The 19363-nt window shown below is 71.6% G+C and carries 16 protein-coding genes; 6 read left to right on the top strand and 10 right to left on the bottom strand.

The genetic code is table 11. The annotated features are described in order from the left end of the window. Positions 1 to 221: 221 nt before the first annotated feature. Positions 222 to 2543 (top strand): outer membrane protein assembly factor BamB family protein, encoded by a 2322-nt coding sequence (locus I2501_RS33405; protein ID WP_196196752.1) that lies wholly within the window; start codon positions 222 to 224, stop codon positions 2541 to 2543. Positions 2544 to 2750: 207 nt separating this feature from the next. Here the strand turns inward: I2501_RS33405 and galE are convergent, their stop codons facing one another. The 4 genes from galE to I2501_RS33385 all read right to left on the bottom strand — a co-directional run bounded on the left by galE (position 2751) and on the right by I2501_RS33385 (position 6417). After that, on the bottom strand, positions 2751 to 3728 hold the full coding sequence (gene galE / locus I2501_RS33400) for a UDP-glucose 4-epimerase GalE (RefSeq protein WP_196196753.1): 978 nt from the start codon (positions 3726 to 3728) through the stop codon (positions 2751 to 2753). A gap of 36 nt (positions 3729 to 3764) precedes the next feature. Further along, positions 3765 to 4487: a polyprenol monophosphomannose synthase gene (locus I2501_RS33395; protein ID WP_196196834.1), complete on the bottom strand. Its 723-nt coding sequence runs from the start codon at positions 4485 to 4487 to the stop codon at positions 3765 to 3767. A gap of 289 nt (positions 4488 to 4776) precedes the next feature. Further along, positions 4777 to 5238: a Zn-ribbon domain-containing OB-fold protein gene (locus I2501_RS33390; protein WP_196196754.1), complete on the bottom strand. Its 462-nt coding sequence runs from the start codon at positions 5236 to 5238 to the stop codon at positions 4777 to 4779. Positions 5239 to 5274: 36 nt separating this feature from the next. Next, a complete protein-coding gene (locus I2501_RS33385; protein ID WP_196196755.1) occupies positions 5275 to 6417 on the bottom strand; it encodes a lipid-transfer protein in 1143 nt (380 codons plus the stop codon). A 166-nt stretch (positions 6418 to 6583) separates the two neighbouring features. On the opposite strand from I2501_RS33385, the gene I2501_RS33380 reads away from it, so the two are divergent. Continuing rightward, a complete protein-coding gene (locus I2501_RS33380) occupies positions 6584 to 8170 on the top strand; it encodes a FadD3 family acyl-CoA ligase (RefSeq protein WP_196196756.1) in 1587 nt (528 codons plus the stop codon). Positions 8171 to 8192: 22 nt separating this feature from the next. Here I2501_RS33380 and I2501_RS33375 read toward each other — a convergent pair whose 3' ends face one another. Then, positions 8193 to 9170 carry a DUF5996 family protein gene (locus I2501_RS33375; RefSeq protein WP_328806649.1) on the bottom strand — a complete coding sequence of 326 codons (978 nt, stop codon included), beginning with the start codon at positions 9168 to 9170 and terminating at the stop codon, positions 8193 to 8195. Between the two features lie 153 nt (positions 9171 to 9323). Between I2501_RS33375 and I2501_RS33370 the strand changes: the two genes are divergently transcribed. After that, positions 9324 to 10610, top strand: a complete 1287-nt coding sequence (locus tag I2501_RS33370) for a bifunctional glycosyltransferase family 2/GtrA family protein (RefSeq protein WP_196196757.1) — start codon at positions 9324 to 9326, stop codon at positions 10608 to 10610. 100 nt (positions 10611 to 10710) lie between these two features. On the opposite strand, the gene I2501_RS33365 is transcribed toward I2501_RS33370, so the two are convergent. Further along, complete coding sequence (locus I2501_RS33365) at positions 10711 to 11418, bottom strand: phosphatase PAP2 family protein (protein ID WP_196196758.1); 708 nt, start codon at positions 11416 to 11418, stop codon at positions 10711 to 10713. Positions 11419 to 11736: 318 nt separating this feature from the next. Here I2501_RS33365 and I2501_RS33360 point away from each other — a divergent pair, with 318 nt between their 5' ends. After that, on the top strand, positions 11737 to 12708 hold the full coding sequence (locus I2501_RS33360) for a sigma-70 family RNA polymerase sigma factor (protein ID WP_196196759.1): 972 nt from the start codon (positions 11737 to 11739) through the stop codon (positions 12706 to 12708). Positions 12709 to 12831: 123 nt separating this feature from the next. Further along, a complete protein-coding gene (locus I2501_RS33355) occupies positions 12832 to 13014 on the top strand; it encodes a hypothetical protein (RefSeq protein WP_196196760.1) in 183 nt (60 codons plus the stop codon). Between the two features lie 9 nt (positions 13015 to 13023). On the opposite strand, the gene I2501_RS33350 is transcribed toward I2501_RS33355, so the two are convergent. The 3 genes from I2501_RS33350 to I2501_RS33340 form a co-directional block, all read right to left on the bottom strand. Next, positions 13024 to 13302, bottom strand: a complete 279-nt coding sequence (locus tag I2501_RS33350; RefSeq protein WP_196196761.1) for a hypothetical protein — start codon at positions 13300 to 13302, stop codon at positions 13024 to 13026. Positions 13303 to 13503: 201 nt separating this feature from the next. After that, positions 13504 to 13827, bottom strand: a complete 324-nt coding sequence (locus tag I2501_RS33345; protein ID WP_196196762.1) for an FmdB family zinc ribbon protein — start codon at positions 13825 to 13827, stop codon at positions 13504 to 13506. A gap of 95 nt (positions 13828 to 13922) precedes the next feature. Further along, positions 13923 to 15422, bottom strand: coding sequence for a potassium/proton antiporter (locus tag I2501_RS33340; RefSeq protein WP_328806650.1), 1500 nt, complete (start codon positions 15420 to 15422; stop codon positions 13923 to 13925). Positions 15423 to 15831: 409 nt separating this feature from the next. Between I2501_RS33340 and I2501_RS33335 the strand changes: the two genes are divergently transcribed. Then, the gene (locus tag I2501_RS33335; protein WP_196196763.1) at positions 15832 to 18684 is read left to right on the top strand and encodes a penicillin acylase family protein; all 2853 of its coding nucleotides are present in this window, start codon (positions 15832 to 15834) and stop codon (positions 18682 to 18684) included. 18 nt (positions 18685 to 18702) lie between these two features. Here the strand turns inward: I2501_RS33335 and I2501_RS33330 are convergent, their stop codons facing one another. Beyond that, positions 18703 to 19341: a 5-formyltetrahydrofolate cyclo-ligase gene (locus I2501_RS33330; RefSeq protein WP_196196764.1), complete on the bottom strand. Its 639-nt coding sequence runs from the start codon at positions 19339 to 19341 to the stop codon at positions 18703 to 18705. Positions 19342 to 19363 lie beyond the last annotated feature (22 nt).

Raw genomic sequence — 19363 nt, 5'->3', positions numbered from 1 at the left:
CGGATGCCGCAGAGTCCCGCTCTGGCGGGTGCAATGGAGGGTGTGATCGGGGTGTGACGACGGTCGAAGATCCGGACCGTTGCGTCCCGTTGCGCGGACTGTTGCGGTGTTGTGGCTGATGTCCTGCCGGATGGGTTGGTCCGCAGGGGGGTCCGCCGTGGAGAATCAGTGTGCGCCCCCGGGTGGGCGCGGATGTGACCCAACGGGGAGGTGCTGAGGACGTGGACCAGCTGACGGCGCACGATCCGAGGAGGATCGGGCCCTTCGAGGTGCTGGGCCGGCTCGGCGCGGGCGGGATGGGCTTGGTGTACCTGGCGCGCTCGGCGGCGGGGCGCCGAGTCGCCATCAAGACGGTGCGGGGAGAGCTGGCCGAGGACCAGCTGTTCCGGGTGCGCTTCGCCCGCGAGATCGCGGCGGCGCGGACGGTCAGCGGTTTCTACACCGCTGCCGTCGTCGACGCGGACGCGGACGCGGCGGTGCCGTGGCTGGCGACCGCCTACATTCCGGCGCCGTCGCTGGAGGACCTGGTCACCGAGTGCGGACCGCTGCCGGTGGCCACCGTGCGCTGGCTGATCGCGGGGATCGCCGAGGCGCTCCAGTCGATCCACGCGGCCGGGCTGGTCCACCGTGACCTGAAGCCGTCGAACGTGCTGGTCACCGAGGACGGCCCGCGCGTGATCGACTTCGGCATCGCGGCCGGGGTCTCGCACACCCGGCTGACCATGACGAACGTGGCGGTCGGCACGCCCGCGTACATGTCGCCGGAGCAGGCCAGGGACAGCCGGGGCGTCACCGGCGCCTCGGACGTCTTCTCGCTCGGCTCGCTGCTGGTCTTCTCGGCCACCGGGCACGCGCCGTACCACGGGGCCAACCCGGTGGAGACGGTCTTCATGCTGCTGCGCGAGTCGCCGGACCTCTCCGGCCTGCCGCAGGACCTGGCGCCGCTGGTCAAGGCCTGCCTGCGCCCAGCCCCTGAACGTCGCCCGTCCCCGGCCCAGATCGCGGCCGAGCTCGGCCCGCACCTGTACGCCAGCGGCGACGGCGGCGAGGACGACTCCCGCGAGTGGCTGCCCCCGTCGGCGCTCGCCCTGATCGACGCCAAGCGCGGCCGTCGCACCCCGCCTCCGCCTCCGGCGCAGGCGCCGATTCCGGATCCCGGGCCTGCTCCGACGCCCGTCCCCGCTCCGGTGGCCGCGCCCGTCGGCGCGACCGGGGTGGACCCGCGTACCGAGGCCGCGCCCAAGGTGCTCCTGCCCGGAGTCCCCTCGCCGATCGGACCGGGGGTCCGCGTCCCGGCCGGTGAGCCCGCCCCGCCGGTCATGCCGCCCGGCACCGGCTGGGTCCGCAAGGGCGGCGCCCACGCCGCACCCGCGCCCGTGGCCCAGCAGGCGGCGCAGCCCGCCGCTCAGCCGGCCGCCCAGCCCACGCACGTCGCGCAGGCGGCCCAAGCCGCTCCGTGGCGGCCGTGGCGGTTCCGGATGTCGCACGACGTCTGGGGCTCGCCGGTGGTCGCGGACGGCGTCCTCTACGTCACCAGCTTCGAGGTCCATGCCCTGGACATCGCCAGCGGACGCCGCCGCTTCCGCACCGGCGACGTCGCCTGGGCGCTCGCCGTCGCGGACGGCCGCGTCCACGCCGCCGACGGTCCGAACCTGTTCACCCTCCATGCCGCCGACGGCAGCGAGCGCTGGCGCGTCGCACTGGACGGCTGGACCTACACGCTGGACGCGGCGGGCGGCGCGATCGTCGCCGGCACGCGCGGCGGCGGCGTCCAGGTCCGCTCCGCGATCGACGGCAGCGAGATGTGGCAGGCGAAGGACGCCCAGCAGGACTACGAGAACAGCCTGTCCGGCCCCTGCGTCCTCGGCGACTCGGTCTACTACTACGGCGGCGGTCGGCTCCGCTCGGTCGAGTTGACGTCGGGTCAGCTGCAGTGGGCGCTGCCGCTCGGCGAGGACGTCCCCTCCCGACCGGTGCTCCACCGCGGCGTGGTCCACGTCTGCAACGGCACCAGAGTGCTGGCCCTGGACGAGGCCACGGGCCAGGAGCGGTGGCGCTTCGACGCCCCGGTCGCGCTGTTCACCTCGCCGGTGGTCACCGAGGAGGGGGTCTTCTTCGCCGACTACCTCGGCACCGTCTTCGCCCTCGACACGGCGACGGGATCACTGCGCTGGCACGTCCGCACGGGCGGTCGCCAGGGCGCGGACCCGGTCGTCCTCGCCGGGGGAGTGCTGCTGGTGAGCAGCGGCGACACGGTCCACGCGTTCGACGCCCGCACGGGTGCGGAGCACTGGCGCTACGCCGCTCGCGCGGAGCTGGCCGGCGTCCCCGCCTCGGCGGACGGCCTCGTCCACGTCGGCAGCCGTGACCACTCCCTGCACACCCTCGACCTGGCCACGGGCCGTCTCCGCTGGAAGCTCGACACCGGCGGCGAGATCACCGGCACCCCGGTCGCGGCGGACGGCAAGGTCTTCGCCTTCAGCAAGGACCACTGCGTCTACGCGCTGGACGCCGCGCTCGGCACCGCGACCAAGCAGCCGTAAGGCTGCGCGTCAGGGGCGCGGGGCTCCGCTGATATGCGCCTACCGCAGCAAGTTGCACTACCCAGGGGCGCGGGGCTCTGCTGATGTGCGGCTCCGCCGCGTGGGCGCGATAAGCCACCCGCATGCGGATGGTCCTCAACGCGCAGGGCCATCCGCACAGGGTGGTTACTCGCGCAGTTCCCCGCGCCCCTGAGGTAAGTGCAAACCTCAGCTCTGCGCAGGGTGCTGCCGGCGCCAGCCGGACCACGCGGAGGAGACCATCTCGGCGACGCCGAACCTCGCCTTCCAGCCCAGCTCCTGGGCGATCCGCTCGGCGGAGGCGACGACGCGGGCCGGGTCGCCCGCGCGGCGGGGGGTGACGACGGGGGTGGTGTCGAGGCCGGTGACCTCGCCGATGACGGCGAGCATCTCGTGGACCGAAACGCCTTCCCCACGGCCGATGTTGAGGACGAGATCGGTGCTGTCCGGCCGCTCCGTGAGCCGCCGCACCGCGGCGACGTGCGCGGAGGCGATGTCCGCGACGTGGATGTAGTCGCGGATGCAGGTGCCGTCGGGGGTCGGGTAGTCGTCGCCGAAGACGCGCGGCGGCTCGCCCGCGTCGAGGCGTTCGAAGACCATCGGGACCAGGTTGAACGCGCCCGGATCGGCCAGCTCCGGGGCCGCCGCACCCGCGACGTTGAAGTACCGCAGCGACACCGTGCCCATGCCGGCCGCACGGCCGGTCGCGCGGACCAGCCACTCGCCCGCCAGCTTCGTCTCGCCGTAGGGGCTGATCGGGCGGCAGGGGGTGTCCTCGGTGACCAGGTCGACGTCCGGCATCCCGTAGACCGCCGCCGAGGAGGAGAGCAGGAAGCGGCCCACGCCCGCGTCCACCGCGGCCTCCAGCACGACGCGGAGGCCCTCGACGTTCTCCCGGTAGTACCGCAGGGGTTGCTCGACCGACTCGCCCACCTGCTTCTTCGCCGCGACGTGCAGCACCCCGACCACCGCGTGCTCGCGCAGCACGGTGCCGAGCAGCGGGCGGTCGAGGGTCGAGCCGACGACCAGCGGTACGTCCGCGGGCAGACGCGCCACGTCGCCCGTGCTGAGGTCGTCGAGGACGACCACCCCGTGGCCTGCCTCGACCATCGCACGGACGACGTGGGCACCGATGTAGCCGGCACCGCCGGTGACGAGCCAAGTCATGCCCGTCACTCTACGCGGCGGCACCCGCCGTCTGTGTCAGCGCTTGTGCTTGCGGGCCCGCAGGCGCAGACGCCACGGCACCACGGCCGACTCCAGCTGGACCGCGAAGCTCATCTTGGACTCGCCCGCGCGGCGCTCCTCGAAGCGGATCGGCACCTCCATCGCGCTGAAACCGGCGTGGACGGCACGGAACTTGAGCTCCACCTGGAAGCTGTAGCCGGCACTCTCCAGCGTGGCCAGGTCGACCGCGCGGATGGTCTCCGCGCTCCACAGGTTGAAGCCTGCGGTGATGTCCCGGACGCGGGTGGAGAGGATGGTCCCGGCGTAGGTGTTGGCCCACCGCGACAGCAGGCGGCGGTGCCAGCCCCACTCGTCGGCGAGCTCGCCGCCGGGGACGTAGCGGCTGCCGACGACCAGACCGGCGCCGGTGGCCAGTGCGGTGCCGAGCATCTGGGGGATGGCCTCGGCGGGGTGGCTGCCGTCGGCGTCCATCTGGACGACGAAGTGGGCACCCTCCTCGACGGCCAGGGACATACCGGCGGCGTACGCCTTGCCCAGGCCGTCCTTACCCTTGCGGTGCAGCACGCTGATGCGCGGCTTGCCGTCCAACAGATGGCGCTGGGCGAGCTTTTCGGCGAGCTCACCAGTGCCGTCAGGGCTGCTGTCGTCGACGATCTTGAGGTGCAGGCCGGGCAGCTTGAGTGCCATCACCTGCTCGACAGTGGCCTCGAGGCTGCCGATCTCGTTGTAGGTCGGCATGACGACGGTCACGGGCGTCTCCGCCCAGTCGTCGGGCAGCTCGACGGGCTTGCTGGTCACGATGGCTCCTGGTCCTCTTTACGGGCCTGTGCGAACGCTGCGGAACGCGGCACGGACGACCTTGGACTGTAACCCATCCAGACGAGAGTACGGTCAGGAGCGTAGCTAGTTCACCGGGAAGAAACGCATTGTTCCCGAGGTCGGCGCTCTTTACCTTGTTTCACCCGTTTGCAGGAGTTCGCGACGGGAGCGGCTTTGACTCCGCTCTTCGCTCTTCGTCCCTCGGGGCTCACCCCGTGCACAGCGCCCAGCGGGGGACGGTCACCTCCGGCGTCATCGCCTGGAAGACCACCTGGACCGGCGCTCCGATCCGCAGTCGCTGCGGCGGAACCGCGTCCCACGGCGCGTTGGGGCGCCGCACGGACGAGGTGACCGTGCCGACCAGGCGGACGGTCGGGTCCTCGTCCAGCTCCACCAGGACGACCGGGTAGGGAGCACGCTCCGCGTAGGCGGGCAGCAGCGGGGGATGGGCGACGACGTAGGACCAGATCCGCCCGCGCCCCGACATCAGCCGCCACTCGTCCTCGAAGCTGCCGCAGTGGGGGCAGCACGGACGCGGCGGGAACCGGAGGCGCCCGCAGTCCGCGCAGGCCTGGATCCGCAGTTCGCCGCGCCGGGCGTACTCCCAGAACGGTTCGCCGTCGTCGTCGGGCCAGGGCAGCAGCAGGCCGTCGGCGGTCAGGGTGTCCATGCGGATCCTCTCGTCGAGTCGAAGGGTTTCCGGGGCTCAGGCGCGCAGCAGCAGGGCCGAGGTGGGCACGCCCTCGCCCGCGGTGACCAGGCATGTTCCGGCGTCGGGGACCTGCGCCGTGGAGCTGCCGCGCAGCTGCTTGACGCCCTCGTTGATCAGGTTGAAGCCGTGGACGTAGCCCTCGGAGAGCCCGCCGCCGCCGGTGTTGATCGGCAGCCGTCCGCCCAGCTCCAGCGCGCCGCCCTCCGTCCACGCCGCGCCCTCGCCGCGTCCGCAGAAGCCGTAGCCCTCCAGGGAGAGCGGGATCAGCGGCGTGAAGGCGTCGTAGATCTGCGCCACGTCGACGTCCTCGGGGCCGAAGTCGGCGGTCTTCCACAGCTGTCGGGCGGCGGCCCAGGCGGGGCCGGTCAGCGGGTCGTCGTTCCAGTAGTTGACCATCCCGTGGTGCTGCGCGGGCAGGCCCTGCGCCACCGAGTGCAGGTAGACCGGCTTGGTCCGGCAGTCGCGCGCCCGCTCGGCGCTGACCACGACGCAGGCGAGCGCGCCGTCGGTCTCCAGGCAGTTGTCGTAGAGGCAGAGCGGTTCGCTGATCCAGCGGGCGTCCATGTACATCTCGCGGGTCAGCGGCCGGTCGTACATGATCGCGTCGGGGTTCTGGTTGGCCCGGTTGCGGCAGGCCAGCGCCACGTTGAAGAGGTGGTCCCGGGTCGCGCCGTACTCGTGCATGTAGCGGCGGGCCAGCATGCCGATCTCGTCGGCCGGGCGCAGCAGGCCGAAGGGCCGGGTCCACTGGGCCGGGGTCGGCAGCTGCTGGGCGGTGTTGGTCCACGGCCGCTTGCCGCTGCCGCGCTTGCGGCTGCGCCAGGCGACGCCGACGCTGGCCTGTCCGGTGGCGACGGCCATGGCCAGGTGTGCGACGGTGGCGCAGGAGCCGCCGCCGCCGAAGCCGATCCGGGAGAAGAAGGTGACGTCGCCCGCGCCGATGGCCTTGGCCAGCTCGACCTCGTCGGTCTCCTCCATGGTGTAGGAGGCGAGCGCGTCCACCTCGTGCGGCTCGATCCCGGCGTCCGCCAGCGCGGCCAGCACGGCACGGCAGGCGAGGGCCTTCTCGGACTCCTCCAGGTGCTTGGCGAAGCGTGTCTGGCCGATGCCGACGATGGCCGTGCGGTCCTTGAGCATGGCTGCCCCCGCTCTCCCCGCGCCCCGGCGGTGTGTGCTTGAACCGGTGCGTCCTTGATTATCTGACGCCTCGTCAGAATAGGCGTCGTGCACCCTTCCGGGAAGGCCGTCGCCACCCTAATCTGACGTGCAGTCATATTGCGGCAGTCGGGCGGAGGGCGGACCGATGCGAGCGGACCAGGAGTGGGGAACGATCGCCGAGCTGGTCCAACGGGCGGGTGACCGCTACGGCGACGCCGAGGCCGTCGTCGGCCCGCGCACCCGGGTCGGCTACCGCGAACTCGCCCAGCGGGTACGGCGGGCAGCCGCGGGCGTGATGGCTGCCGGGGTGCGTCCCGGCGACCGGGTCGGCATCTGGGCGCCCAACACCCCCGACTACGTCGTCGCGGCGCTCGGCGCGGTCAGCGCGGGCGCGGTCCTGGTTCCGCTGGGCACCCGCCTCAAGGGCGGCGAGGCGGCCGAACTGCTGCGCCGGACACGGGCCGGGATGCTCTTCGTCACCCCCAACTTCCTCGGCGTCAGCTACGTCGCGGCCTTGAAGGCCGCAGGCCCGCTGCCCGACCTGCGGACGACCGTGCTGCTCGGCGAGAGCGGGCCGCAGGCCGTCCCGGAGGGGCTGCTCGGCTGGCACGACTTCCTGGCCGGTGGCGCGGACATACCCGAACGCGCCGTCCGTGAGCGCATCGCGGCGGTCCGCCCGGACGACCCGGCGGACATCATGTTCACCTCCGGCACGACCGGCCTCCCCAAGGGCGCGGTCACCACGCACGTCCAGACCCTGCGCGCCTTCGGCACCTGGGCGGAGCTGGCCGGGCTGGTCGAGGGCGACCGCTACCTGGTGGTCAACCCGTTCACGCACACCTTCGGTTGGAAGGCGGGCATCCTCGCCTGCCTGATGAGCGGCGCGACGATCCTGCCGCAGCCCGTCTTCGACATCGAGGCGGTACTGGCCAAGATCTCCACCGAACGCGTCACCGTCCTGCCGGGCGCGCCCACGATCTACCAGTCCCTGCTGGACCACCCGGCGCGCCACCGCCACGACCTGTCCTCGCTCCGCCTCGCCGTCACCGGCGCGGCGGTCGTCCCGCTGGAGCTGGTCACCCGCATCCGCGAGGAGCTCGGCCTGGCCACGGTGCTGACGGCCTACGGCCTGACCGAGTCCAGCGGCATGGTCACCATGTGCCGCCGCGACGACGCGCCGGACACGGTGGCGGCGACCTCGGGCCGCGCCATCCCGGGCGTGGAGGTGCGCGTGCGCGACGCGGACGGCAAGGACCAGCCGCCCGGTGCGCCGGGCGAGGTCCAGGTCCGCGGCTACACGGTGATGCGCGAGTACTTCGAGGACCCGGCGGGCACGGCCGACGCCTTCACCCCGGACGGCTGGCTCCGCACCGGCGACGTCGGCGTCCTGGACGCCGACGGCAACCTGCGGATCACGGACCGCCTCAAGGACATGTACACCGTCGGCGGCTTCAACGCCTATCCGGCGGAGATCGAACGGGTTCTCACCCGACACCCGCTCGTCGCGGACGCGGCGGTGGTGGGCGTCCCCGACGCGCGCCTCGGCGAGGTGGGCCGGGCCTTCGTGGTCCCACGGAGCGCGGCCGACGCCGAGGCGGGCACGGAGCTGATCGCCTGGTGCAGGCGGGAGATGGCGAACTACAAGGTGCCGAGGGACGTCGTCTTCGTGACGGAACTGCCGCGGAACGCCTCCGGCAAGGTGCTCAAGGGTGAACTGAGGAGCAGGACGTAGGCACGCCCTGACAGCGCGGGGCTCAACCGGGAGGCGGCGTCCTGCTCATGTGCCAGCCGTCGACGCGCGGGCCGAGGGCGTCGGCCGGCCAGCCCGCCGTGGCGACGGCGGCGTCGTACACCGCGTCGCCGAAGGCGACGACGGCCTGGTGCGGATCGGGCTGCCGCCGCAGCGTCGGCCACGGCAGCAGCACCAGGCCGAGGTCCGGACGCCAGGCTGCGCCCTCGACGCCCCAGCTCCGGCCGTCCAGGCCGTCGGGCTGCGGCCAGATGTACCCGTACAGGCCGATGCGCTCCGCAGCGGGATCCTTGTCAGCGCCGCGGGTGGTGTCGAAGCAGAAGCCCACCGACACGTAGGCGTACAGCTCGCCGCTCTGCATGAACGACGGGCGGTCCGCGACCGGCTTCGTGGGCTGGTGCCGGAAGCGCGTGGCGGACAGGTCGAAGCCGCCCCACATCACGCCGACCCGCGGGCGGTGCCCGATGAACGGGGCCTGCCACGCTTCCAGCCCGTGCGCGGCGAGGTCGAAGCCCTGCCAGATCAGGCGCGCCGCGTCCGCGTCCCAGGTGCGCGCGGCATGGTCGTCGTCGAAGGTCGGCGGCGCGCCGGGGATCTCGCAGATCAGCGGGCTCGGCGGCGGCGCGATGCCGAGCTCGGCGGCGGCCGTGCAGAACGCGGTGTAGAACGAGGCGACGGAACCGGGGGCGCGGGGATCGCCGGTCAGCGGGATCGTGCGGGTGCCGCTGTCGGCCTCGATGACCACGTCGCCGTCGAGCAGACGGTGGTGGACCGTGAAGGTCGCGCCCGCGGTGCGGTACGTGCGGGTGCGCAGCCCGCGCGGTGTGCACTCCAGCACGATGTCGCCCCAGCCGACCTCGAACGGCTCGTCCAGGGAGTACTTGCCGCCGACCTGGACCAGCCGGTTCAGGTAGTCGACCATCGGCGCCAGCTCCGCGAACTCCAGCGCGGGCCAGGTACGAGGACGTTCGCTCACGCTCACGGGTGACTCCCTGCGTCGTGGCACAGCGTGCGACGGTCGGGCGCATCCATTCTCCCAGCCGGGCAGGGGCGCCGCCCGTTCGGCCGCCAACGCCTACCTTGCGCCTACGCGCAGCACAGCTCCAGCACAGGGCGTCGGCGAACAGTTCTGGGCATGAACCATTCGCCCGCGCTGGCGGCGCGCTTCGCGGCGCAGTCCGCCCCTCCAGGAACGGAAAGGGACGGCACCACCACCAAGCTGGTCGAGGTGGTCGTCCCCGTCTACAACGAAGAGCATGTCCTCGCGCAGAGCATCCGTACGCTGCACGGCTACCTGCGCGAGAACTTCCCCTACCGCTTCCGCATCACCATCGCGGACAACGCCAGCACCGACCGCACCCGTCAGGTCGCCGACGAGCTCGCCGCGGACCTACCGGACGTGCGGCTCGTGCACCTGGACCAGAAGGGCCGCGGCCGCGCGCTGCGGCACGTCTGGGGGAGCAGCGACGCGGACGTCGTCAGCTATATGGACGTCGACCTCTCGACCGGGCTGGAGGCCTTCCTCCCGCTGGTCGCGCCGCTGCTGTCCGGGCACAGCGATCTGGCCATCGGGTCCCGGCTGCACCGAGGTTCCGCCGTCGTCCGGGGGCCGAAGCGGGAGATCATCTCGCGGACCTACAACTTCCTGCTCCGGGCCACCCTCGCGGCCAAGTTCTCCGACGCGCAGTGCGGCTTCAAGGCCGCCCGCACCGAGGTCGTGCAGGCGCTGCTGGCCGAGGTCGAGGACGAGACCTGGTTCTTCGACACCGAGCTGCTGCTGCTCGCGGAGCGCAGCGGCCTGCGGATCCACGAGGTGCCGGTGGACTGGATCGACGACCCGGACAGTCGCGTCGACATCGTGCGGACCGTCAAGGACGACCTCAAGGGCATGTGGCGGGTGGGCCGCAAGGCACTCTCCGGCGCCACCAGACTGCCGGTCCCGCCGCGTGTCAGCCGGGCGCAGCTGCCGACCGGGATGCGGTGGCAGCTCTCCAGCTTCGCGGTGATCGGCGTGCTGAGCACCCTCGCGTACCTGGTGCTCTACCTGCTGCTGCGTCAGGCGGCCCCGGCCGAACTGGCCAACGCCGTCGCTCTGTTCGTGACCGCCATCGCCAACACCGCCGCGAACCGCCGCTTCACCTTCGGGGTGACCGGCTCCCGGGACGGGCTGCGGCACCAGGTCGAGGGCGGGATCGCGTTCCTGATCGGGCTGGTGCTGAGCACGCTCGCGCTCGCGCTGGCCGGCGCGGTGTCGCCGCACGCGTCGCACCTGGTGGAGTTGGTCTGGCTGGTGGCGGCGAACGGGCTGTCCACGGTCGTGCGCTTCGTGTTGCTGCGCGCCTGGGTGTTCCACCCGCGCCGCGCCGCGCGGCAGGCCCGTGACGCCGAACTGAACACGATCGAGCAGGAGTTGCACCGCTGAGCGCCCACTGAGTGCCCGCCGAGTGCCCACTGCGTGCCCACGCTCTGTCAGTGCGCGCAGAGTTGCTGGTCCGCCGGCTGGTCCGCCCGCCTCCTCCGCCTCACAGCGGGTCCGCCGTGCTTCGCTGGACCCGCTGGGAGGCGCGTGGGCGCAGGCCACGGAGCTCGGCGTCACGCCGGCCGGGACGCCAGGTGTCGACCGCCGCCGTCACCGCGCACAGCGTGAACCCGGCCAGGAACCAGCCGGCCAGCACATCGCTGGGCCAGTGCACGCCGAGCCCGATGCGGGTCCAGCTGACCAGCAGCACCAGCCCGCCCGCCACCGTCGCGGCCAGGACGCGCGCGGCAGGTCGGAGCAGCCGGGGCCAGGCCATCGCGACCAGCAGCGGCAGGACCGTCGCCGCCGTCATCGCGTGCCCGGACGGGAACGCCCAGTCCGTGGCCACCGCCACGGGATGCGGCAGCGCCGGGCGGGGGCGAGCCACGGCGTCCTTGAGCCCGACCTCCAGCGCGGCCTGAACCACTCCGCAGGCCGTCGCCCAGACGGCGGCGATCCGCGCGCCGCGCCACCAGAGCCAGACGATCACCCCGGCCAGCACCACCCGCAGCACCGTCGGCTCCAGGACCGCGCTGATCGTGCGCATCGAGCCGGTCCAGGCGGCGTGGCGCAGGGCGGTGTCGTGCAGGTGCTGGTCCACGGAGAGGTCGAACCGGAGCAGCGGCTGCCAGGGCACCTCGACGAGAGCCAGCACGACGCCGAAGAGCAGCAGGAACACTGCCGCGCCCGCCCACAGGCGCCATTCCCGCACGTCAGGCTCCCTCTGCTCGACTCTGATCGGCTCCGGCCCACGGAGTCGGCGACCGCGATTTCGTCGCCAATTTCGTCGCGCGGGGAACCAACGCCAGGCGGACAATCGTCTCAGAGAGTGACAGAACCGGACGCCAGCCCCGCCGTGATCGGCCGATGACGCTGCGTCGATGATCGGGAATAACCCGCCAGCATACTGCTATCGACGAAGAAAAACACCACTTCGGGAATGCTTCTTCGGAACTCGTCGTTGAGTCGTTACGTAAGCAGTTCCCAGGTACGGGCCAGCCAGGCCCGTCACGTCCCCGAGGGAGTACGTATGGCCACCCGTGCCGTCGTCCGCGACAAGGCCGATCGGAGTCGCTCCGTGCGGCCGACCGCAGGTGAGGCCGACCGCGACCTCGTCGGTATGTACCTGGACGAGATCGCGCGCACCCCGCTTCTTGACGCGGAGCAGGAGGTACAGCTGTCCACCCGGATCGAGGCCGGCGTCTTCGCCGAGCACCTTCTCGACGAGGGGCGGACGGTCGGCGACGCCACCGAGGACGAGCTGCGTGCGATAGCCGCGGACGGGCAGCGGGCGAAGGACATCTTCATCCGGTCCAACCTGCGCCTGGTCGTTGCCGTCGCCCGTCGCTACCCGCGCAGCGGCCTGCCGCTGCTGGACCTGATCCAGGAGGGCAACGCCGGACTCGTCCGCGCCGTCGAGAAGTTCGACTTCGGCAAGGGCTTCAAGTTCTCCACCTACGCCACCTGGTGGATCCGTCAGGCGATCACCCGGTCGATCGCCGACCAGTCACGCACCATCCGCCTCCCCGTCCACCTGGTCGAGGAGCTGGGCCGGATCCGTCGCGTCCAGCGCGAGAAGTCCAAGGAGCTCGGGCGCGAGGCCGAGCCGTCCGAGGTCGCGGCCGAGCTGGACACCACCGAGGAGCGGATCAAGGACGTGCTGGACTGGGCGCGCGACCCGGTCAGCCTCAACATGACCGTCGACGACGACGGCGAGACCCAGTTCGGCGACCTGGTCGAGGACACCGGCGCGGAGTCCCCCGAGGACGCCGTCATGGTGATGATGCGTCGTGAGGAGCTGGAACGGCTCATTGACCGGCTGGACGACCGCACCGCCTCGATCATCCGCTCCCGCTACGGCATGGAGGACGGCCGCGAGCGGACGCTGACCGAGGTGGGCAAGCAGCACGGCCTGACCCGTGAGCGCATCCGCCAGATCGAGAAGCACGCGCTCGCCGAACTCCGCAAGATCGCCGACCACGCGGGCTTCGAGGCCGCGTAGCAAGATCCTCAGAGCCCAAGATCCGATCCCCAGAGCCAAGATCCACAGAGCCCCCGTTCCGCCCCAGGCGGAGCGGGGGCTCTCCCTTTCGGCGTCCGTATCCGTGCCGCCTACCCTGGAGGGATGAGCGGCAAGGATGACGAGCAGACCAGGGCCAAGCGCAGGATCGTCTTCGACGACCCCGTCACCGGGCGCAGCAAGGACGACAGCGACGCGGGCTGGGGCGAGGAGCGCACCGAGGGGTCGCAGCGCCGCGACCTGGACTGGTACCTGAGCGAGACCCCGCCGCACCACGGCGACAAGTAGTAGCCCCACTCAGCCGTGCGGCGGTGCGGCGGGCGGCGGCTCGGCTGCGACCTGCGGAAACGCACCCGTCTGCGCATGGGCGCGCGCTCCGGCGGTGGGCGCCGATTCACCCGGCCCTGGGGGTTGCCGCAACGAACCGACGGCCAGTGTCGTCGCCGCGACGAGCAGCCCGGCGGCGACGGGCCCCGGCCGCCGCCGCACCGGACCGGGCAGCCGATGCCGACCGCGTCCCGCGCGGATGGGCGGGAACGCGGCGATGCAGTTCGTGGGCGGGATCGACAGGGACATGCTGGCCTCCTCGGAGCTGTTCTTCGCTGCGAGGACAACGCTGCCGCGAGGCGAGGACCAGAACCAGGAGGGACCGCACAGCCTGTGGACAACTCCGGGCTGTGGAGAACTTCTCCTCAAAAGGGTGAGCTGCATGACGGAGGCACGCGCCTCTGTCATGCAGCTCTGTGCAGCCTGGCCGGGTCGGACCCAGGGCCGGGCTCAGGCCGCGGAACCCGCAGAGCCGGAGGACGAGCTCGACGAGCCCGTGGAGGAGCTCGACGAGGACGACGACCCGGTGGACGACGATCCTGCGGAGCTCGACGAGCTCGACGACGAGCCCGAGGAGGAGATGCTGCTGGACGACGACGAGCGGCTGTCGGTCCGGTAGAAGCCGGATCCCTTGAAGACCACGCCCACCGCCGAGAAGATCTTGCGCAGCTTGCCGCCGCACTCGGGGCACTCGGTCAGCGCGGCGTCGCTGAACTTCTGCACGGCCTCGAGACCGCTGCCGCACTGGGTGCACTGGTACTGGTACGTCGGCACTTGTTTCCTCCTGGCACTCTAAGGCTATGAGTGCTAACGATCCTCAATGATGCGGTATTCCGGGTGGAGAAGTCCACTGATCGGGGGTGTGAGCCTCAGTACTCCGTGCGGCTGCCGCTGAGCCAGCCGGCCAGCTTGCCGCCGCGGTCGACCGCCCGGAGCCGCCGTTCGGCGCGGTCGCGGACCTGGTCGGTGGCCACCACCAGCAGGTCGTCGCCGTGCCGCAGCAGTGTGGTCGGTCCGGGGACGAAGCTCTCTCCGTCCCGCACGATCAGCGTCACCGCCGCGCCCTTCGGCAGGCGCAGCTCGTGGATCTCGACGCCCCCGAGCCGCGACTCGGGCCCGACCGAGACGGAGAGCAGGTGGCCCTGAAGACGGTCCAGCGGGGCCGACTCCACCTCCAGGTCGTCGGCGTGGGCGGAGTCGGAGATCCGCAGGGCACGGGCCACCCAGGGCAGGGTCGGGCCCTGGATCAGGGTGAAGACCACCACCAGCAGGAAGACCGTGTTGAACAGCTGGCCCGCTCCCGGCACGTTGTGCACCACCGGGATCGTGGCCAGCACGATCGGCACCGCGCCGCGCAGCCCGGCCCAGCTCAGCAGCGCCTGCTCGCGCAAGGCGATCCGGAACGGCGTCAGGGTCAGCAGGACCGAGGCCGGACGCGCTGCGAGCACCAGGACCAGGCCGACCACCAGCGCCGGGACTATCGCGTCGCCCATGGTGCGTGGGTTCACCAGCAGGCCCAGCATCACGAACATGCTGATCTGCGCGATCCAGGCCAGGCCCTCGGCGAAGCCACGGGTGGCCGGACCGTGGGGGAGCCGGGCGTTGCCGAGCAGCAGGGCGCAGATGTAGGTGGCGAGGAAGCCGGAGCCGTCCAGCAGCGCGCCGCCCGCGTAGGCGAGGATCGTCAGCGCGACGACCGCGATCGGGTAGAGGCCCGAGGAGGGCAGCGCGACATGGCGCAGCGTCAGCGCCCCGAGGCGACCCACGACCAGGCCGACCACGATGCCGACGGCGAGCTCGCCGACGACCGTGCCGATCAGCACGTACCAGGAGTCGACCGGCCCGGAGGTGGCGAAGGCGACGACCAGGATCACCACGGGGGCGTCGTTGAACCCGGACTCGGCCTCCAACAGTCCGCTCAGCCGCGACGGGAGCGGGACGCGGCGCAGCACCGAGAAGACCGCCGCGGCGTCGGTCGACGAGACGACCGCGCCGAGCAGCAGCGAGACGCGCCAGTCCGCCCCGGTGAACAGGTGCGCGCCGATCGCGACGACGCCGACGCTGATCGCGGTGCCGACGGTGGCGAGCACCGCGGCGGCCGGCACGGCCGGTCTGATGTCGGTCCAGCGGGTGCCCAGGCCACCCTCGGCCAGGATCACCACCAGCGCGGCGTAGCCCAGGACCTGGGTGAGCTCGGCGTTGTCGAAGGTGATGCTGCCGATGCCGTCATGGCCGAGCAGGACGCCGATGCCCAGGTAGAGGAGCAGGCTGGGGAGCCCGCTGCGGGAGGAGAGCCGGACCGCGGCCACGGCCACCAGCAACACCAGGGAGAACAGCAGGAGGAGCAGGTCGAGCCGGTGGACGGACACGCAGGGGCACCTCGCGCGCTGGGCCTGCCGCTTCCCGGAGGGCAGCGGGGGTTCACAGCAGAATCGTTGCTTCCACTTGTCTGGAGCAAGATTTTACCGATCTGACGGCGTATTCTCCGACCGGTCCAAAGGGTGGTCACCTGCGCGGACACGGTGTCCGGCAGCGGTCGGCGACCGCTCCGCCGCTGTTCGACCAGGCCGGGAGCAGGCCGCGAGCAGGCCCTAGGCAGGCCCCGGGCAGCTGCCTGGCGGGCTCTGGGCAGGCAGCAGCCCGGCACCCGCCTCGCACGGCCGCTCCGCTCGCGGCGCGACCGCCGCGCGTCATCGGTTCCGCTTCGGGTGTTAGCGTCAGCACCGCCGCTTCGCGCGGTACGCCGCGGTAAAGTCACTGCCCCTCACAAGGACCCTGATGCCCCGCTCCTCCCGTCCCAAGCGCCCCAAGAAGTCCCGCCGTCTTCGTCTCATGGTGGTGCTGGTCGTGCTGCTGCTCGTCGGCGGCGTCGCCTTCGGCAGCTGGTACGGCGTGCGCCAGGTGCGCGCGTCGCTGCCGCAGACCACCGGCACGATCCACCTCCAGGGCGTCACCGGCCCGGTCCAGGTGATCCGTGACTCCTCGGGCATCCCGCAGATCTACGCGTCCAGCCCCGAGGACCTGTTCATGGCCCAGGGCTACGTGCAGGCGCAGGACCGGTTCTGGCAGATGGATGTGGACCGTCACATCACCGGCGGGACGCTCTCGTCCATGTTCGGCGCGGGGCAGCTGCAGACCGACGCCTTCATCCGGACCATGGACTGGCAGGGCGTCGCGCAGAAGGAGTGGGACACCCAGCTCTCGCAGAGCACCAAGGACTACCTGACCGCCTACACCGACGGCGTCAACGCGTGGCTCAAGCAGCACCCGGGCGGGGCCGGTGCCTCGTTGGAGTACGCGCTGCTGGGCGTCGCCCACAGCGGCTACAAGCCCGCGCCGTGGACGCCGGTCGACTCGGTCTCCTGGCTGACGGCGATGGCCTGGGACCTGAGCGGCAACATGCAGCAGGAGATCGACCGTTCGCTGCTGTCGGGGACGTTCACCTCGCAGGAGATCTCGCAGCTCTACCCGTCGTACCCGTACACCACCAACGGCACGATCCTGAAGACCGGTGAGGTCAAGGACGGCACCTACACGCCGGCCGAGGGCGCCCGGACCGCGCCGGTGACCTCCGACTCCGGCTCGTCGAGCTCCAGTTCGTCGAACGGGTCCAACTCCTCGGGCACGTCGAGCAAGCCGGGCGGCGCGACCAACGCGTCGTACCAGACGGCCGGTGGCAGCACCGCGGCGCAGGGCGCGCAGACGGCCGCGGAGGCGCTGGGGAACAACCTCTCCGCGCTGCCGACCATGCTCGGCCGCCCCGGCGCGGCGGGCATCGGTTCCAACTCCTGGGTGGTCGACGGCGCGCACACCACCACGGGCAAGCCGCTGCTGGCCAACGACCCGCACCTGTCGCCGCAGATGCCGTCCATCTGGTACCAGATGGGCCTGCACTGCACCACGGTCGACGCGCAGTGCCCGTTCGACGTCACCGGCTTCACCTTCCCCGGCATGCCCGGCGTGATCATCGGCCACAACCAGACCGTCTCCTGGGGGTTCACCAACGTCGGCAGCGACGTCCAGGACCTCTACCTGGAGCAGGTCAACAGCGACGGCACCTACCTCTACGACGGGAAGAACATCCCGCTGGTGACCCATCAGGTCACCATCCCGGTCGCCGGAAGCTCGCCGCAGACGATCACCGTCAGGTCCACCCAGGACGGCATGCCGATCATCTCCGACCACAGCACGCAGGAGCAGGCCGCGGGTTCCAGCGCACCCGTCGACGGCGCCGCGCCCCCGCGTGGCGGCGGCTACGCGATCGCGCTCAAGTGGACCGCGCTGACGCCGAACAAGACCATGGACGCGGTCTTCGAGCTCGACAAGGCGCAGAACTTCGGCGAGTTCCGCGGTGCGGCAAAGGACTTCTCGGTCCCGGCGCAGAACCTGATCTACGCCGACACCAAGGGCAACATCGGTTACCAGATGCCGGGCCAGGTCCCGATCCGCCCGAAGATCTCCGGCGACGACGGCACCTACCCGCAGCCGGGCTGGGACTCGCGCTACAAGTGGACCGGCCAGTATGTGCCGTTCGACGCGCTGCCGTGGGTGGAGAACCCGCCCGAGGGCTACATCGTGACGGCCAACCAGGCAGCGGTGGACCCCAACTACCCGTACCTGATCACCAATGACTGGGACTACGGCACCCGCGCCAAGCAGATCGACACGCTGATCCAGGGCAAGCTCAACGGCGGCGGCAAGATCTCGCCGGACGACATGGCCTCGATCCAGGAGGACGACACCAGCGTCTTCGCCAAGTCCCTGGTCCCGTACCTGCTCAACGTGAAGCTGAACGGCTCCTACTACACCCAGGCCCAGGACCTGCTGCGCGGCTGGAACTTCCAGCAGGACGCGGGATCTGCGGCGGCGGCCTACTACAACGCGGTCTGGTCGAACCTGCTGCACCTGGCCTTCGACCAGAAGTTCCCGGCGGCCGTGCGCTCCACCACCGACTGCATCATGGTGGTGCCCGCCAGCCAGCAGGGCCTCCCGGCGGACGACGTCAACGGCCAGCCGCAGCGCGTCCGCACCTGCGGTCTGCGCGACGACGCCACCGCCCAGCCGGACGGCAACGACCAGTGGACCACCGTGGTCGGCGCGCTGCTGGACCAGCCGAACAGCGAGTGGTGGAACTGGACCGACGCCACCGGCAAGCAGTACTCCGGCCGGGACAACCTGCTGGCCCAGGCCATGGTCGACGCCCGCAAGCAGCTGACCTCGCTGATGGGCAAGGACATCAGCACCTGGAGCTGGGGCCGGATCCACACCCTGGAGCTCCAGGAGCGCACCCTCGGCACGGACAACTCGAACATCGCCTCGGGCGCGGTCCACTGGCTGCTCAACCGCGGCCCCTATGAGCTGAGCGGCGGCAGCGCGGCGGTCGACGCGTCCAGCTGGGACGCGGCCAACGGCTTCACCGTGGACGAGGCCCCGTCGATGCGCATGATCGTCGACCTGTCCGACTTCGACGCCTCGCGGTGGATCAACATCGGCGGCGCGTCCGGGCACGCGTTCAGCGCGAACTACGACGACCAGATGCAGCTGTGGGCCAACGGCCAGATGCTGACCTGGGCCTACAGCAAGCAGCAGGTCCAGACGGCGGGCAAGGCCACGCTCACGCTGGCGCCCTGAGGCACTCCTGACGCGAGGTCAGGAATCGAACACGACCGTCCGGTCGGGCGTCACCACGGCGTCCACCGGGCGGTCGTGTGCTTCCGTCGGCAGGCCGGGCAGCAGCTCGGTGTCGAAGAGCAGGGTGACCAGCCGGGCCGCCGAGTCGGCCGCCGCCAGCCGGGCCAGCACCCGGTCGTAGCTGCCACCGCCGCGGCCGAGCCGCAGTCCCGTCGCGGGGTCGACGGCCAGGCCGGGGAGCAGCACCAGGTCCGCGGCGGCGACGGCGTCCACGCCGAGTCGCGGACCGGTCGGCTCCAGCAGCCCGAGCCGGGCCGGGGCGAGGCCCTCCGCGCCCTGGTAGACCGCCCAGTCCAGGTCGTTGTCCGGCAGCAGCACCGGCAGCAGCACCCGCACGCCCTGCCCGCGCAGCGCGTCGAGCAGCGGACGGGTGCCGGGCTCGGAGCCCATCGAGACGTAGCAGGCGACCGTGATGGCCGCCGTCTCCGTCGTGAACGGCTGCGTGGAGGGCTGCGTCGAGGTCCGTGTGAAGGCCTGGCTGACGAACTCCAGTGCCCTCCTCGCCAGGGCGTCCGCAGCGGTGTGCCGCTCGACGGGTGACATCGCGGCGCGTGCGGCGAGCAGGCGTGACCTCAGGGCCTTCTTGTCGTTATCCATCGGATGGGACGGCCTTCCGTCT

Origin of the sequence: Streptacidiphilus fuscans (genome assembly GCF_015690355.1) — a bacterium.
Lineage (GTDB): Bacteria > Actinomycetota > Actinomycetes > Streptomycetales > Streptomycetaceae > Streptacidiphilus > Streptacidiphilus fuscans.
The sequence above is the reverse complement of the archived record's forward strand: the minus strand, read 5'-3'. Positions and strand labels throughout refer to the sequence as shown.